This window comes from Bradyrhizobium sp. WU425, from assembly GCF_021052305.1.
GTDB classification, from domain to species: Bacteria; Pseudomonadota; Alphaproteobacteria; order Rhizobiales; family Xanthobacteraceae; genus Bradyrhizobium; species Bradyrhizobium canariense_D.
This window is the reverse complement of record NZ_CP088089.1, coordinates 4,279,464-4,295,975: the sequence shown is the minus strand read 5'-3', so window position 1 is coordinate 4,295,975 and position 16,512 is coordinate 4,279,464. Positions and strand designations below refer to the sequence as shown.

The following is a 16,512-nucleotide window of genomic DNA, read 5'->3' as shown; positions in this document are numbered from 1 at the left end:
CATTAAGGCGGCCGGACTAGATTGCGCAGCACCTGTTGCGTGACCAGAGTTTCTCGATGTCCCAGGCCGGCCCGATCCTGTTTGTGTCCAATGGCGAGCGGCCGACCTTCCTTGCGGCGCTGGACGAGGCGCGCTTCTTTCCCGTGATCGACACCGGCTGGGCCGGCGCGGTGCGCGCGGTCGAAGAGGTGCAGCCGGCCGCGGTTCTCGCCGCGATGCATGCCGGGCACGAGCCGCATCTGGCGCCGCTCGCCAGCAAGATCGCAGAGCAATCCCCTTACCTTCCCTTCGTGGCATTGGATGCGGCGGGCGCGCTCCCGCACAACGTCCTGCCCTTCTCTTCCTCGCGCGCCGGCCATTCCGAACGCCTGATCGCGCGGCTTCGCGCCGCTCTACGGATTCGCACGCTCCATGCCACGGTGCTGCGCCGGCTGCCGGAGGTCAAAGTCGCGCTGCCGGAGGCTGATCCCGTTCGCGATGCCACGGTGCTTCTGATCGGCCGCGGCGCGGCTTACCCCGCGCTTTCCGTCGCGCTCGGCGAGCGCGTCGGCGTGATCGGGGCGCTCTCGATCGAGGCAGCGGCCAAGCATCTCAACACCCGCGACCTCGACGGCGTCGTGCTCGCCGAAGGTTTTACCCCCCGCGTGACCGATGCCTTTCTCACGGTGCTCGCCGAGGACACCCGCTTCCGCAGCCTGCCCGTGGTCGTCACTGCGCATCAGTTGACGCAGACTTACGACCTGCCCAATCTCGAACTGATCCCGGGCGAGCCGGCGAAGGTCGCCGCCAACGCGCTGCCCCTGATCCGCCAGCACGCCATGGAAGCCCAGCTGAGCCGTACGCTGCGCTCGATCGATGCCGGCGGCTGGCTCGACCCGCGCAGCGGCCTGCTCACGGCGGAAGCTTTTGCGCGCGATTTTGCCAAGGCGGTCGAGCAGACGCTGGCCCGCGGCGGCGGCCTCTCGGTCGCACGCTTCGCCTTCGATCCCGGCAATTCCCGCGCCCAGCTCGATGCCGCGCGCATTCTCAGCCGGCTGATGCGGCAGATGGATTTTGGCGTGGCGCAGAAGGACGGCTCGGTCGTCGTCGTGTTCGCGGAGACCGACTTCCGCACTGCGCACATGATCGCCCGCCGCCTCTCCGCGGTGATGCGGCACACGTCGAACGGCAAGCACGAGATGCGCAGCGATCCCGTCGTTTCGGTGGATTCGCTGTCGCCCTCGGATACGGCAAGGTCGCTGCTTGGGCGGCTGTCGGCCGAGGCATCGCGGGCGGCGTCGTAATCATCCGCGAGCGCTCGCTGCCGTCGGAGCTCGACTGCTCACATGTGGAAGCTTTACGCGAAACGCACCGTTCGCATTCTCATTCGCGAGGGCCGGCCGCTGGCGCAAAAAACCCGCGGCCGGTAAACGGTCGCGGGTCAAAAAATCAGAAGCTCTGCCAGTACATCCGTGGTCAAAGCAACGTCATTGGGATTGCGACAGCCTATGCGGCGCGCAGATCTTCAGCAGCAGACTTGCCGGTCTTGCGATCTGCAACGATTTCAAAAGAAACCTTCTGCCCTTCGTTGAGGGTATTCATGCCGGCGCGTTCAACGGCGCTGATGTGAACGAAGACATCCTGGCTGCCCTCGTCCGGCTGAATGAATCCGAAGCCCTTTTGGCTGTTAAACCACTTCACAGTTCCCGTCGTCATGGGGATCGTCCTTTAAGATAGATAAACGTTTAGCCGCGCTCAGAAGCGCGGTGGGTGTCGTCGAGATCTGGAGGGAGGGTCGTCAGTCAGGCGCGCTTTTCAGCGGCGAGGCCAAGTCGTTCGGCCGAAACTCGATAGACCGAACCTAGCAACTGTTCGATCATTGCGCAAGTGATCATATGTCGCTGTTCCGAGATCCGAGTGCGGCGCGTCGTTTCGCGCCGCCTCCGGAAACCTCTACGCCGCCTTCTTGCTCTGCGCGAGCTGCGCCAGCTGGCGCATGATCTCGGTGGTGCCGGCCAGACGCTCTTCCGGCGTCTCCCAGTCCTGCAGGAACACCACCTTCATGTCGGGCCGCACCTTCGCGGCCTGGCCGTGGCTGCGGATGAAGCTCACCAGCCGGTCGGGATGGGCGAAGGAATTGTCGCGGAAGGCGATGACGGCGCCCTTCGGACCGGCGTCGATCTTGCCGACATTGGCTTGGCGGCAGAACGCCTTGATCGCGGCGACCTTGAACAAATAGCGCACCTCGTCCGGCAACACGCCGAACCGGTCGCGCATCTCGGCGCCGAAGTTCTCGATCTCCTCCTCGCTGTCGAGGTCGGCGAGCCGGCGGTAGAGTGACAGCCGCACCGAGAGATCGCCGACATAATCCTCCGGAATCAGCACGGGCATGCCGATGGTGATCGTCGGCGACCAGCGGTCGGCCGCGGGCTCGGACACGCCAGCCTTGAGGTTGACGATCGCCTCCTCCAGCATCGATTGATAGAGCTCGAAGCCGACCTCCTTGATATGGCCGGACTGCTGCTCGCCCAGGATATTGCCCGCGCCGCGGATGTCGAGATCGTGCGAGGCGAGCTGGAAACCCGCGCCCAGCGTCTCCAGCGATTGCAGCACGGTGAGCCGGCGCTCGGCCTGCGCCGTGATCTTCTGCTGCGCCGGCAGCGTGAACAGCGCATAGGCCCGCAGCTTGGACCGGCCGACGCGGCCGCGGAGCTGATACAGTTGGGCAAGGCCGAACATGTCGGCGCGATGCACGATCAGCGTGTTGGCGTTGGGGATGTCGAGGCCGGATTCCACGATCGTGGTCGACAGCAGGATATCGAACTTGCCGTCGTAGAACGCCGTCATGATATCCTCGATCACGGCGGGCGGCATCTGCCCGTGCGCAACCGCAACCTTCATCTCCGGCACGTTCTTGTCGAGGAAATCCCTGACCTCGGCGAGGTCGTCGATGCGCGGCACCACGTAGAACGCCTGGCCGCCGCGATAGCGCTCGCGCAGCAGCGCCTCGCGGATCATCAAGGGGTCGTGCGGGGCGACGAAGGTGCGGACCGCGAGGCGGTCGACCGGGGGCGATGCGATGATCGAGAGCTCGCGCACGCCGGTGAGCGCCAATTGAAGTGTGCGTGGAATCGGCGTGGCCGACAGCGTCAGCACGTGCACCTCGGCGCGGAGCTGCTTCAGCCGCTCCTTGTGGGTCACGCCGAAATGCTGCTCCTCGTCGACGATCAGCAGGCCGAGATCCCGGAACTTGATCGACTTGCTGAGCAGCGCATGGGTGCCGACGACGATGTCGACCGAGCCGTCGGCGAGGCCCTTCTTGACCAGATTGAGCTGCTTGGCGGGCACCAGCCGGGAGGCCTGCGCGACCTGGACCGGGAAACCCTTGAAACGGTCGGTGAACGTCTTGTGATGCTGACGGGCGAGCAGCGTGGTCGGCACCACGACCGCGACCTGCTTGCCTTCGAGCGCCACCGCGAAGGCGGCGCGCAGCGCCACCTCGGTCTTGCCGAAGCCGACGTCGCCGCAGATCAGCCGGTCCATGGGACGGCCGAGCTCGAGGTCCTTCAGCGTGGACTCGATCGCACCAAGCTGATCCTCGGTCTCGTCATAGGGGAAGCGCGCGCAGAACTCGTCGTAGAGGCCCGGCTGCACCGGCAGCTTCGGCGCCTCATGGAGGTGGCGCTCGGCGGCGATCTTGATCAGCTCGCCCGCGATCTCACGGATGCGGTTCTTGAGTTTGGCCTTGCGCGTCTGCCAGCCCGAACCGCCGAGACGATCAAGTTCGACCGTGGTCTGGTCGGAGCCATAGCGCGACAGCAGCTCGATGTTCTCGACCGGCAGGAACAGCTTGGTCTCGGCGGCATAATGCAGCTCGAGGCAGTCATGGGGCGCGCCGGCGACGTCCAGCGTCTGCAGGCCGATGAAGCGGCCGATGCCGTGATCGACATGGACCACGATATCGCCGGCGGCGAGGCTCGTCACCTCCGAGATGAAATTGTCGAGCTTGCGGCTCGCCTTGCGCGGTCGGACCAGGCGATCGCCAAGGATATCCTGCTCGCTGATGACAGCGATCTCGTCGGTCTCGAATCCGCTTTCGAGGCCGAGCACGGCCAGCATGGTCTCGTTGCGCGGGGTCGCCTGCACCGTGCGCCAGCTGTTGACGCTGGTCACGGGGGTGAGCTTGTGATCGCGCAGCATCGAGGTCATGCGGTCGCGCGAGCCCTCCGTCCAGAGCGCGATGACCACCTTCTTGCGGTTTGTCAGTAGCCCATGCACATGTGCGACGACGGCTTCGAAGACATTGATCTTGTTATCGTTGCGCTCCGGGGCGAAGTCTCGTCCCTTGCGCGCGCCGGCATCGACCACGCTGGTACCATCAGCGGGCACCGAAAACTGGGTGAGCCGCACCAACGGCATCCCGCTCTCACGCTTGCCCCACTCCTCCTCGGTCAGGTAGAGCCTGTCAGGCGGCAGCGGCTTGTAGATGGCACCGCCGCCCGGATGCTCCATGGCGTCGCGGCGGGCCTGGTAATAATCGAGGATCTGCTTGAAACGCTCGCGGATGGCGTCCTCGGCCTGCGGCTCGATCGCGACGCAAGCTCCTTGCAGATAGTCGAACAGCGTGTCCATCCGGTCCTGGAACAGCGGCAGCCAATGCTCCATGCCGGGATGGCGGCGGCCCTCGCTGACGGCCTCGTAGAGCGCATCGTCGCGCTCGGGCGCGCCGAACTCAGCGACGTAGCCCATGCGAAAGCGGCGGATGGTCTCGGTGACGAGCTGGAATTCGGAGATCGGCACGAGATCGAGCGCGCGCATGTCGAGCAGCGTGCGCTGGGTCTCGGCATCGAAGGTGCGGATCGATTCCAGGCTGTCGCCGAAGAAATCGAAACGGACGGGCTGGTCCAGGCCGGCCGGAAACAGGTCCAGAATGCCGCCGCGCACCGCGTATTCGCCGGGCTCGCGCACGGTCGAGGAGCGGTTGTAGCCGTTGTGCTCGAGCCAGGCGATGATGGTATCCATCGGCACGACGTTGCCGGGGGCGACCGACAGCGCCTGCGCCGCGACGAGCTCGCGCGCCGGCACGCGCTGTACCACGGCGTTCACCGTGGTCAGCACGATCAGCGGCTTGTCGCTACCGGTCAGTGACGCCAGCCGCGCCAGCGTCGTCAGGCGCTGCGCGAGGACGCCACCATGCGGCGAGACGCGGTCATAGGGCTGGCAGTCCCAGGCCGGGAAGGTCAGCACGGGCAAATCGGGCGCGAAGAATTGCAGAGCACGTTCGAGCTGCTGCATCCGCGGCCCGTCGCGACAGATCACCGCGAGGCTGACAGCCGGCTTCTTCGGCCGCGCCGCGATGGCGCGCGCGAGATCAGAGATGACGAGGCCCTCGGCACCCTCGGCAACATTGGCAAGCGTGAGCGCGCGGCCGGGCGTGAGCAGCTCGGCCGGCGATTTCATCCCCTGCTTCATACGTCGCGGTCCGCGATCGGAAACCCCTTGATGCGCGCAAACAGCGGGCCGATGACGTCGGCGGCAAGCACCTTGTCGCCGGTGATGGCGGCATAGAGGTCGGGATCGGCCTCTTCGAGCAGGGTCTCGAGCTGCGTCAGCTCGTCATCGGACAGATTGCCGATCTCGGCATCCGCGAACCGGCCGAGGATCAGGTCCATCTCGCGCGTGCCGCGGTGCCAGCAGCGGAACAGAAGCCGCTTGCGGCGGTCGTCCAGCCCGTTGCTCGATCGTGTCGTTCCCGTCATGTCTCAATTCCAGTCAAACGCCAAAAGCCCGGACGTGCCGGGCCGGGGTGATATAGCCACTCGGGCGGGCCCTGTCAGCCCTCGATTTGTCATGGCCCGCTGCCCCGCAAGGGCACGAAAAACACGTGGATGCCGGGCATAAAGCCGGGCATGACGAGCGAAAACGGTCCTAGATTCGCCTGATGAGCCCCAGCCTGCTCAACCCGCTGTTTGCCCCCGTGACCAGCCTGCCCGGCGTCGGTCCGAAGCAGGACAAGCTGCTGCAATATCTGCTCAGCCGCAATGAGACGCCGCGGCTGGTCGATCTGTTGCTGCATTTGCCGAGCCAGGTGATCGACCGTCGCGCCCGGCCGAAGATCCGCGACGCCGTGCAGGGAACCATGGTGACGCTGGAGGTCACGGTCGACCGCCACCGCCCGCCCCCGCCGCGCAATGCGCGCGCGCCCTACCTCGTTTACGCCAGCGACGACACCGGCGACGTCGTGCTGACGTTCTTCCGCGCAAAGCCCGGCTATGTCGAGAAGCTGCTGCCGATCGGCGAGAAGCGCTTCGTCTCCGGCACGCTCCAGATGTACGACGCCGTCCCGCAGATCGTGCATCCCGACCGGGTGCTGGACGAGGAGGCGATTTCCAAACTCTCCGGCATCGATCCCGTCTATCCCTTGACCGAGGGCCTTGCACTCGGCTCGCTGCGCCGTGCGGTCGCGCAGGCGCTGCAGAAGCTCCCGGCACTGCCGGAATGGATCAGCCCGGAGGTGCTGCGCCGCTGCGGCTTCCCGCCGATCGCCGAGGCGCTCACCCGCGTGCACCAGCCGGTCGAGCTCACCGACATTCTGCCCGACCAGCCGTTCTGGTCGCGCCTCGCCTTCGACGAACTCCTGGCCGGGCAACTTGCGCTTGCCCTGATCCGCGCCCAATTGCGACGCCCGGCCGGTGTGCGCAACGCCGGCGACGGGCACCTCCGCAACAAAATCATCGATGCCCTGCCCTATGCGCTGACAACCTCCCAGCGCGACGCAGCAGCCGCCATCGCCAATGATCTACAACAGCCGGTGCGCATGTTGCGCCTGCTCCAGGGCGACGTCGGCTCCGGCAAGACCGTGGTCGCGCTGCTGGCCGCCGCTGCCGTCACTGAGGTCGGCAAGCAGGCCGCCTTGATGGCGCCGACCGAAATTCTGGCTCGTCAGCATATCAAGACCATCGCGCCGCTCGCCGAGCGCGCGGGCATGCGGGTCGCGATCCTCACCGGCCGCGAAAAGGGCAAGGAGCGGCGTGACCTGCTGGCACAACTCGAAGCCGGCGAGATCGACCTGCTCGTCGGCACCCATGCGCTGATCCAGGACGACGTGATCTTTAGCGATCTCGCCCTCGCCGTCGTCGACGAGCAGCATCGTTTTGGCGTGCGCGAGCGGCTGGCGCTGACGGCAAAGGGCGAGGCCGTCGACGTGCTGGTGCTGAGCGCCACGCCGATTCCGCGCACGCTGGTGCTGACCTATTTCGGCGACATGGACATCAGCGAGCTCAGGGAGAAGCCGGCCGGCCGCCAGCCGATCGAAACTCGCACCATATCGATGAGCCGCCTCGGCGAGGTCACCGACAGCATCGGCCGCGCGCTCGAATCCGGCAAGCTGGTCTACTGGATCTGCCCGCTGGTCGAGGAATCCGAGGCCGAGGGTACCGAGCACCTGACCAATGCGACCAAGCGCTTCGAAACCCTGCAAAAGCGTTTCGGCGACCGTGTCGGCCTCGTCCACGGCCAGATGAAGGGCACCGAGAAGGACCGCGTCATGGGCCAGTTCGCCGCCCACGAGATCGGTCTGCTGGTCGCGACCACCGTGGTCGAGGTCGGTGTCGACGTGCCGGCGGCGACCATCATGGTGATCGAGAACGCCGAACGCTTTGGCCTCGCCCAGCTTCATCAATTGCGCGGCCGCATCGGGCGCGGCTCGGAGGCCTCGACCTGTCTGCTGCTCTACTCCGAGCCGCTCGGCGAGATGTCGAAAGCACGGCTGAAGGTGATCCGCGAGACCACCGACGGCTTTCGGATCGCCGAGGAAGATCTGAAGCTGCGCGGCGAAGGCGATGTGCTCGGCGTGCGCCAGAGCGGCCTGCCCGGCTACCGCATCGCCCGCTCGGAGGTGCACGGCCAGCTCATCACGCAGGCCCGCGACGAGGCGCTGCGCATCCTGAAGGACGATCCAAAACTCAAGGGCGAGCGCGGCGAGGCACTGCGCTGCCTGCTGTATCTGTATGAGCGGGATGAAGCGATCCCGCTGATCGGAGCGGGTTAGCTGGCCGCTCGTTGCCGCCCAATCTCATAAGCCGCCACATGCGCTCGGGCGAGATCCAGCAGGGGCGTGTCGATGCCGAGTGCACGAGCCCGGTTGGCCATATCGCCGAGGATATGCTCCGCCTCGGTGACCGAGCCGCGCTCGATATCACGCAGCATCGAGGCCTTGAGCGGGGAATCCGGGGTCGTGAACAGCTTCCGGTCAAACTCGATGAAAGGCGCTCGCGGCTCAAAACCCGAGGCCGTGGCGACGGCGCAGCATTCGGCAAACAGGCGGAAGATGGATTGCTCGCCGTTCGGAACGGCCAGAATGTCTCCGATGCTTGCACGCATCAGGCAGGTGATGCCGGCGAGCGTCGAGAGCTGGACGAATTTCTCCCACATGTCCTGCATGATCGCTTCGCTGGCGCGCACGTCGATACCGGGCACGTGCAGCAGCGTCTCCAGGGCGAGCACACGCTCGCTCAACGACCCCCCGATTTCGCCGAAGACGATGGTCTGATTGGCCATGAACTGAACGACGCGGCCATCCGCATCGAGCCCGGCACTGACGTTCGCGAGCCCGCCGAGAACCTGAGCGGCGCCGAACCGCGCCGTCAGGGCGTCGACATGTTTCAGCCCGTTGAGGATCGGCAAAATCATCGTGTGGGCGCCAACGGCCGGGGCAAACTGGGCCATCGCATCGTCGAGCGAGTAGGATTTCACCCCGACGAGCACGACGTCGAACGTTTCCTTGAGGTCGTTGGCCAGGATGATCTTCGGCTGCACGGCGAAATCGCCCTGCGGGCTCACGACCTGCAATCCATTCCGCCGCAATTGCTCCGCACGCCCGGCCCGCACCAGAAAGTTCACGTCGCCGCCGGCTCGGACCAGGCGCGCTCCGTAGTAGCCTCCGAGCGCTCCCGCGCCGATCACAAGCACTCTCATTCGAACTCCCATTGCGGAGTGACCGCTTTCGCAGAAACAATAACAGATGAGCCTCGCGACGTCTCCTCAACCGGCGTGCGCGCGCAAGAACCTGCCGTGCTCGGCTTCGGTCCCCTCGTTGGCGGGGAACATGCACTCGAGCCGCAGCTCCTCCCCCGTCACCGTCTGCGGCGTTCCAACCGTCGTGATCAGGGAGAAGTAGTCCAGCGTCACACCGTCCTTGACGAAGGACAACGGGATCATCGGCATCGCATCGGATGCCGACGGCGCACGCCATTCCGGCTTCACCCCGGGGTATTGCGACAGCTCCTCCAGCAACGCCTTCGTCCTGATGTCAACCACGTGTCCGACTGCCTCGCGATACACCCGCGCCAGCAGCCCGCGTGCGGTCTGCGGCCAGTTCGCGATAAAAGGGCGCATGCCCTCCGGATCGAACATAAGATGCAGCAGGTTTCGTGGCGCCGGCCGTGCGGACATGTCGATGAAGCAATTGAACAGAAGCGGCGCGGCCTCATTGGTCATCAGCACGTTCCAGTACCGGTCCATGACGATGGCGGGAAACGGCTCGTGCTGACGCAGCATGCGTTGCAGGGCACGGTTGATGCTCGTCATGGCGGGCGCCTCGAGCGCGGGCTCGGAATAGGACGGCGCATAGCCGGCGGCCAGCAGCAGCTCGTTGCGTTCGCGCAAGGGCACGTCGAGGGCTTGCGCAAGGTCGAGCAGCATCTGGCGGCTCGGAACGCTGCGGCCGCTCTCGACGAAGCTGATGTGCTTCTGCGAGACGCCGGCGTCGAAGGACAGGTCGAGCTGCGTCTTGCCGCGAATGTCCCGCCATTGACGCAGCAGCGCGCCCGCGGAACTGGCGCGCGTCTTGAGGGCACTGGCCGTCGCTTTCATGGCCGACTGATCCTTCCTGTCGATGTGCGGCATCGTCAACGCGCATCGGCGGCGGTAAGTCGGCTTGTCCGAGGCACCACCGCCGATGGTAGCAGGTTCGTGGCGATCAACCGAAGGCGACCGGCCCCACGGCACCGACCCAGTGCCGTACCTTGGTGTCGTTCCTCTCGTCCATGTAGAAGAAGTGCGTCATCGTGGGATGAACCGTCTTCATTGAGGGATCATCGGGTGTCATGTCCACGACACCCCGAAACACCTTCAGCGACCCCGCGTCCCAATATTCGGTGATGTGATGGAGCGCGGTGAATCCGGTGTCGATGAAGGCCTTCAGATTGCCGCGGATCGCCTCGCGCCCCTTCCAATCGGCGACGCCGAGGTTGCAAACGGCATCTTCCGTAAAACAGTCGAAGCCTGGTCCGAAGGTCTTGTTGTCGATCTCCCGCCACATGTCGAGCAGCCATTGCGGCGGCTCCTTCTTCGTAAACACGACTTGCATAGCTCTCTCCTCATGCACCGACACACACGCGACAGGAGGCTTGATGGAATGCTTCCTGTCGGGTGAATGAACCGGGACAGTAGCCAGGCTGCAGATGGGCTCAATTACATGCCAGGTAATAAGGCGCGTTCGGAGGCCTCCTCTTTCCCTTCGCCCGACTTTATGGAACCCTACGACGATGCGCCGGATCATCGTTGTAGGCTGTCAGGGTAGCGGAAAGACGAGCCTCTCCCGAAATCTCGGGCAAAAGCTCGCGCTGCCGGTGGTGCATCTCGACGTGCTCTACTGGCGGCCGGGATGGAAGCCATCCGACAAACCGAACTTCCGAGCACGGGTTACTGAGGCGATCGCGGGCGACGCATGGGTTGTCGACGGCAGCTTCTCGGGACTTGCCTTCGATCTCACGCTCGCGCGCGCCGATACGCTGGTCGTCATCGACCGCCCGCGCTGGCTCTGCCAGTGGCGCATTCTCCTGCGATCCGCCTTCGATCGCGACAAGGCCCGGCCTGATCTCCCAGAGGGGTGCCCCGAGCAGTTCGACTGGAAATTGATGCGCGAGGCGTGGCGCTACGACACCGAGCGCGCGCCTGTCATCGAGGCCGAGCGTATGCAGTATGGCGCTGACGTTCCGGTCGTGCGCTTGAGACGCGATCGAGACATCCAGGGGTTTCTGGATTCGCTGCACGGCACATGATGGATGGCGGTGACGTGAGACGGGACGATCAGGATTTCTTCTGCGCGATGCGCGCGGCGAATGCCTTCATCAGGTCGGTATCCGCCGCCTCGCCTTTCGCATCCTCGGCGAGGTGGTCGAACCAGCGCGCAAAGCCTTCGTAAACCTGGCTCGCCGGATGATCGGGGCCGAGGAAGCCGGAAATCTCCCGCATCTCCGCGACCCAGCGATAGGCTTTCGGAATCATGTCCGGCAGCGCGACTTCGAGCCGGGCCAGAACCGCGGGCTGGCTGAGTGCGAGTTCGTCGCGCAGCGCATCCGCAGCCCCCGCTTTCGTTGCCGCGACCACCATCGCCGCGCCGATCCCGGCGAGGCCCTTGACGATCCCGGCATAGGACATTTTCAGCGCGGACGCGGCACCGACCGGCCCTTCGACGATCCGCACGTCGAGCCCGAAATCCTTCAGCACGGCGACATCCTTGGCGTGCTCGCCCGACATGTAGAAGGCCGGGCTCTTGCCACCGGGCTGGGGCGGGAACCCGATGATGCCGGCATCGACGAACGGCGCCTGTGCCGAGCCGATGATCTCCTCGATCCTCATCACGGTATCGACGTTGACGGCATTGCAATCGACCACGACCGGCTTCTTCTCGCGCCGGACGATCAGCCCGGCCAGCCGCTCGGCGAGCGCCACGGCTTCGCCCGGCGGCACGATCGACAGGATGATGTCGGCGTCCGCGATCGCGTCGTCCTCGGCGCCGATCATGCCGGCATCCGTGGCGCGTTTGCGCGTCGCTTCGCTCCGCCCTCTCAACGACGTCAGCACACGCGCACCGTGCTCGCCGAGACGGCGGGCCACGGCACTGCCCATGGCACCGGGCGCGAGGATCGCAATAGTTTTGGACATCGTGCACTCCAGATCGAAGCCCGAGCAACGCGCTCAGTTCAATCGGAGACTAGCAGAGGACGAGACGCCCGCGTGAACGGCGGCCATCCCGCAGGGGAATGGCCCTACTCCACCTTCGCAGGCTGGGGCTGCACCGCCGCCGAGGCGTTGGCAATACGCGCGGCATTCGCCATGCCCGCCAGCGCCGCTGCCTTCTTCGAATCGGGCGCTGAGCCCGGCTGCACGACGCCGGCCGACATGATCAGCGTCGCGGCATCCTCGGTGCTCATGTCGACCTCGACGATCTTGCTCTTGGGCACATAGAAGAAGAAGCCGGTCGTCGGGTTCGGCGAGCACGGCAGGAACACCGAGACGTGCTCCTCCTGACCCGGCAGGCTGCGGGAGACGTCCTCGTTCGGCGCTTGCGAGATCAGCACGATCGACCACATGCCCGGCGAGGGAAACTCAACCAGGCCGACTTTGCGGAAGCTCGAGCCCTTGCCCGAGAACAGCGTCTCGAACACCTGCTTCAGGCCGCGGTAGATGGCGCGTACCGCCGGGATGCGGCCGAGGAAGGTCTCGCCGACATCGACCAGTGTCCGGCCGATCAAATTGGCCGCGAGGAAGCCGACCAGCGTCAACGTGAAGAATGCGACGATCAGCCCCCAGCCGGGAATGACATAGGGCAGATAAGTCTCGGGCCGATAGGCCAGCGGCACGAACGGCCGCACCACGCCATCGACCCAGGTGACGAACCACCAGACCAGATACAGCGTGATCGCAATCGGCCCCGTCACGATGAGGCCGGTGAGGAAATAGTTACGGAAGCGGCCGATCAGGCCGGTATGCGGCTCGAGCACGGCATCAAGAGGCGCAGGCGCGTCGTCACGGGGGTTCATTCGGGTTCCAAGTCAGTCGCTTCGTCCAAGCTAGGGTCTTCTAGCAGGTTTTGGAAGACCACGAAGCGTCCCGCACTCGACCCTTCTGCCTATTCCACCGTCACGGATTTCGCGAGATTGCGCGGCTGGTCGACATCGGTCCCCATGATGACCGCCGTATGATAGGCGAGCAGCTGAACCGGGACCGCATAGACCATCGGCGTGAACGCCGCCGCCATATCGGGCATGACGATGGTGACGAGGGACTCGACGGTTGCCTCCTGCGCGCCTTTGGCGTCGGTCATCAGGATGATCTTGCCGCCGCGAGCGGCGACCTCCTGCATGTTGGAGACGGTCTTTTCGAACACCCGGTCGTAGGGCGCGATGACGACGACAGGCATGGTCTCGTCGATCAGCGCGATCGGGCCGTGCTTGAGCTCGCCGGCGGCATAGCCCTCGGCGTGGATGTAGGAGATCTCCTTCAGCTTCAACGCCCCTTCGAGGGCGAGCGGGAAGCTGGTGCCGCGACCGAGATAGAGCACGTCGCGAGATTTCGCGATCTCGCGCGCGAGCTTCTCGATCTGGAGCTCGGTGGTGAGCGCATCCGACATCAAACGCGGGATTTCGACGAGCCCGTGAACGAGCTTGGTCTCGTCCTCGTCGGTCAGTTCGCCGCGGGCCTTGCCGGCCGCGATCGCAAGATTTGCCAGCACCATGAGCTGGCAAGTGAACGCCTTGGTCGAGGCGACGCCGATCTCTGGGCCGGCCAGCGTTGGTAGCACGGTCTCGCTTTCGCGCGCGATCGTCGAGGTCGGCACGTTGACGACGGCCACCGTGTGCACGCCTTGGGCCTTGGCGTAGCGCAGCGCGGCCAAGGTGTCGGCGGTCTCGCCCGACTGCGAGATGAAGATGGCGAGATCACCCTTGCGCAAGGGCGCCTCGCGGTAGCGGAATTCGGAGGCGACATCGACCTCGACCGGCACGCGCGCGAAACGCTCGAACCAGTATTTTGCGACGAAGCCGGCGTAGCTCGCAGTGCCGCAAGCCGTGATGTTGATGCGCTGGATGTTCTTGAAGTCGAACGGCAGCTTGACCGGCAGCGAGACCCGCTCGGTCGCCATGTCGACATAGCGTGCCAGCGTGTGGCCGACCACTTCCGGCTGCTCGTGGATCTCCTTGGCCATGAAGTGGCGGTAATTGGCCTTGTCGACCAGCGAGGTCGAGGCCGCGTGCTTGGTCTTCTCGCGCTGGACGGCATGGCCGTCCTTGTCGAAGATCGAAGCGCTTGTATGGGTCAGCACGACCCAGTCGCCGTCCTCGAGATAGCTGATCGTGTCGGTGAACGGCCCGAGCGCGATGGCGTCGGAGCCGAGATACATCTCGCCGTCACCATAGCCGATCGCGAGCGGCGGACCGTTGCGCGCGCCGATCATCAAATCGTCCTCGCCCGCGAAGATGAAGCCGAGTGCGAACGCGCCGCGCAGCCGCGCCAGCGTCAATTTCACCGCTTCCACCGGCTTGTTGCCGCGCGTGAGCAGGTCGTCGACGAGATGCAGCACGATCTCGGTGTCGGTCTGGGTGTGGAACACCGTGCCTTTCTTTTCGAGCTCCTCGCGCAGCTCGCGGAAATTCTCGATGATGCCGTTGTGAACGACGGCGACACGCTCGGTCGCGTGCGGGTGCGCATTGTTCACGGTCGGCTTTCCGTGGGTGGCCCAGCGGGTGTGACCGATTCCGGTCGTGCCCTTGAGCGGCTCGGCCTCCAGCCGCTTCTCCAGATTCTTCAGCTTGCCCTCGGCGCGGCGGCGCTCGAGATGCTTGCCCTCGAGCGTGGCGACGCCCGCGGAATCATAGCCGCGATATTCAAGACGTTTGAGCGAATCCACCAATTGCTCTGCAACCGGCTGGCGCCCGAGAATGCCGACAATCCCGCACATGCGGATCAATATCCCCCAAATCGTCGAAAAATCGCCTAAACGACCAGCTCAGTTTTTAGCGAAGTTCCTAAGGAACCAGATACTCAATAATTATTGCTGATTGTGAGAACATCGGCTTGCCGAGGGCTGTCTAAGCCTGCCACGCCATAGCAGCTAAGCCGATGTTTTGACTAGCATTTTGCAGCATCTTTATGGATAGTCGCGGCCAAGCATTGTCACCGCCTGTCAATGCGCTGCACTCCATCTACCCTCAACAATTGTTTGAGTTCCGAACAATGCCATTTCGCGACGAGCGGGTTGATTTCTCGGATTTCAAGATTCGTAGTCTGAAGCCAACGATCAAGCTCGACAAAATGGGCGCTCCGACCCAAACCCCCAAAGATTTCTATGACGACCGTGTGCGTGGTCTGATCCTCCGCGTCAATCCCGAAGGCACGAAAACCTGGCGCGTTATGTGGTATCTCGCCAACGGGCGGACTCGCGTCACGAAGCTGGGTCGGTACCCTGTAATGTCCATAGCAGCCGCCCGAGACTCGGCACTCGATTTTCTACGGGATCCTCAGAGAGCAATTGGCAAACACAACAGCATCCCTTCGCTGTTCCAGGACGTCGCGGAAACTTTCATACTAAAGCACATCAAGGAAAAAGGGCACCTCACCGGCGGAGTGACAGAGCAACGCATCCGCAAGCACTTGATTCCCGCCTTCAAGGATCAAGAGTTTGCGCTCGTCCGGCGCGCGCAGCTGATCAAACATCTCGATGACACCATCGATAGCCCGTCAATGCGAGATGCGGTCCTTACAATCTTCCGTACAATGGCGAACTATTACGCTCTAAATTTGGACCCCACGGAAGAATATGTGAGCCCAATCATTCCGGGAATGCGCAAATATGACAAGCGTGCTCGAAATCGCGTTCTCACATCTGAGGAAATCGTCGCGTTTTGGCGTGTGACGTACGAACTGGGAACGTTCGGAGCCCTCTGCCGCTTTCTTCTCCTAACAGGACAGCGACGTGAAAAGGCGAACACGCTACAGTGGACGCACATTCGTAACGGTGTGTGGCATTTGCCGGTCGTCGATGGCGCGAAGGGACATCCCGCAGAGATCAAATTGCCCGGCTTAGTATTGCAAATCTTAGATGCTCAACCACGCCTTTACAAATGCCCCTTTGTTTTCCCCGCGCTTCGTGGACGAGGCCCGTTCAACGCCTGGGGACAGATGACGAAGCTCTTGCAAGACAAAATGCGGTCATCTCTTCCGCACTCGCGACCGTTCACAACTCATGATCTGCGACGAACATTTCGTACCACCCTTGATATCATTAAGCCGCCCATCCAGTACGAGGTCAAAGAGCATGCCATTGGCCACTCTGTCGGCACGAAAGTCGCTCGAACTTATTCCCATTATGACTTCCTGGACGAGATCGCGGATGCTGCTGCTGCTCTCAGCATGCACATTTCAAATCTCCTCGACTCTCCCATAAACATCGCCCCGGTTGAGGTGAATCGCACCCGTCCGAACTCAGCACTGATCGCGCCAGGACCGCTTTAAGGGATGCGTTCTGACGCTCGCAGAAAATTTAAACCGTCGCGTCTCTCGTAGGTTGCGCCTGGTACTTGCGTTCGCTTATCAAGTGGTGGCATGATATGAAAGACCACACGAAGTGGTGATCGTCGGGGGGAAGTACCCGACCTCTCGGTTGCGGAACCACCGCGGCATTCCTAACAGGGCCCGGCGCAATCCTTTAACTTTCGCAGCTCATCTCTCCAGAGATGAGAGCGGTAGCTA

General features: G+C 63.9%; 13 protein-coding genes. 4 read left to right on the top strand and 9 right to left on the bottom strand.

All coding sequences use genetic code 11. From position 1 onward, the window contains the following. The first annotated feature begins 56 nt into the window (after positions 1-56). The gene (locus BcanWU425_RS20850; protein WP_085353104.1) at positions 57-1,283 is read left to right on the top strand and encodes a hypothetical protein; all 1,227 of its coding nucleotides are present in this window, start codon (positions 57-59) and stop codon (positions 1,281-1,283) included. Positions 1,284-1,485: 202 nt separating this feature from the next. On the opposite strand, the gene BcanWU425_RS20845 is transcribed toward BcanWU425_RS20850, so the two are convergent. The 3 genes from BcanWU425_RS20845 to BcanWU425_RS20835 all read right to left on the bottom strand — a co-directional run bounded on the left by BcanWU425_RS20845 (position 1,486) and on the right by BcanWU425_RS20835 (position 5,738). Next, positions 1,486-1,695 (bottom strand): cold-shock protein, encoded by a 210-nt coding sequence (locus BcanWU425_RS20845; protein ID WP_018457932.1) that lies wholly within the window; start codon positions 1,693-1,695, stop codon positions 1,486-1,488. A 237-nt stretch (positions 1,696-1,932) separates the two neighbouring features. After that, a complete protein-coding gene (gene mfd / locus BcanWU425_RS20840; protein WP_018457933.1) occupies positions 1,933-5,451 on the bottom strand; it encodes a transcription-repair coupling factor in 3,519 nt (1,172 codons plus the stop codon). Next, positions 5,448-5,738 (bottom strand): FAD assembly factor SdhE, encoded by a 291-nt coding sequence (locus tag BcanWU425_RS20835; RefSeq protein WP_018457934.1) that lies wholly within the window; start codon positions 5,736-5,738, stop codon positions 5,448-5,450. Before BcanWU425_RS20835 ends, mfd begins: the two co-directional genes overlap by 4 nt. Positions 5,739-5,920: 182 nt before the next feature. Here BcanWU425_RS20835 and recG point away from each other — a divergent pair, with 182 nt between their 5' ends. Then, positions 5,921-8,029 carry an ATP-dependent DNA helicase RecG gene (gene recG / locus BcanWU425_RS20830; RefSeq protein ID WP_231188527.1) on the top strand — a complete coding sequence of 703 codons (2,109 nt, stop codon included), beginning with the start codon at positions 5,921-5,923 and terminating at the stop codon, positions 8,027-8,029. Here the strand turns inward: recG and panE are convergent. From panE to BcanWU425_RS20815, 3 genes are all read right to left on the bottom strand, one after another. Continuing rightward, complete coding sequence (gene panE / locus BcanWU425_RS20825) at positions 8,026-8,955, bottom strand: 2-dehydropantoate 2-reductase (RefSeq protein WP_018457936.1); 930 nt, start codon at positions 8,953-8,955, stop codon at positions 8,026-8,028. The genes recG and panE overlap by 4 nt on opposite strands. Before the next feature lie 66 nt (positions 8,956-9,021). After that, positions 9,022-9,852 carry a helix-turn-helix domain-containing protein gene (locus BcanWU425_RS20820; RefSeq protein WP_204511258.1) on the bottom strand — a complete coding sequence of 277 codons (831 nt, stop codon included), beginning with the start codon at positions 9,850-9,852 and terminating at the stop codon, positions 9,022-9,024. Positions 9,853-9,958: 106 nt separating this feature from the next. Then, positions 9,959-10,348 carry a hypothetical protein gene (locus tag BcanWU425_RS20815; RefSeq protein WP_018457938.1) on the bottom strand — a complete coding sequence of 130 codons (390 nt, stop codon included), beginning with the start codon at positions 10,346-10,348 and terminating at the stop codon, positions 9,959-9,961. Between the two features lie 178 nt (positions 10,349-10,526). On the opposite strand from BcanWU425_RS20815, the gene BcanWU425_RS20810 reads away from it, so the two are divergent. Beyond that, entirely contained in the window at positions 10,527-11,042 is a 516-nt protein-coding gene (locus BcanWU425_RS20810; RefSeq protein WP_018457939.1) for an adenylate kinase, read from the top strand. Between the two features lie 28 nt (positions 11,043-11,070). Here the strand turns inward: BcanWU425_RS20810 and BcanWU425_RS20805 are convergent, their stop codons facing one another. The 3 genes from BcanWU425_RS20805 to glmS form a co-directional block, all read right to left on the bottom strand. Beyond that, positions 11,071-11,928, bottom strand: a complete 858-nt coding sequence (locus tag BcanWU425_RS20805; RefSeq protein WP_085353114.1) for an NAD(P)-dependent oxidoreductase — start codon at positions 11,926-11,928, stop codon at positions 11,071-11,073. A gap of 104 nt (positions 11,929-12,032) precedes the next feature. Then, entirely contained in the window at positions 12,033-12,806 is a 774-nt protein-coding gene (locus BcanWU425_RS20800) for a DUF502 domain-containing protein (protein ID WP_204511259.1), read from the bottom strand. Positions 12,807-12,895: 89 nt separating this feature from the next. Next, positions 12,896-14,722, bottom strand: a complete 1,827-nt coding sequence (glmS, locus tag BcanWU425_RS20795; protein WP_204511260.1) for a glutamine--fructose-6-phosphate transaminase (isomerizing) — start codon at positions 14,720-14,722, stop codon at positions 12,896-12,898. A 191-nt stretch (positions 14,723-14,913) separates the two neighbouring features. Between glmS and BcanWU425_RS20790 the strand changes: the two genes are divergently transcribed. Next, positions 14,914-16,275, top strand: coding sequence for a tyrosine-type recombinase/integrase (locus tag BcanWU425_RS20790; RefSeq protein WP_231188526.1), 1,362 nt, complete (start codon positions 14,914-14,916; stop codon positions 16,273-16,275). Positions 16,276-16,512 lie beyond the last annotated feature (237 nt).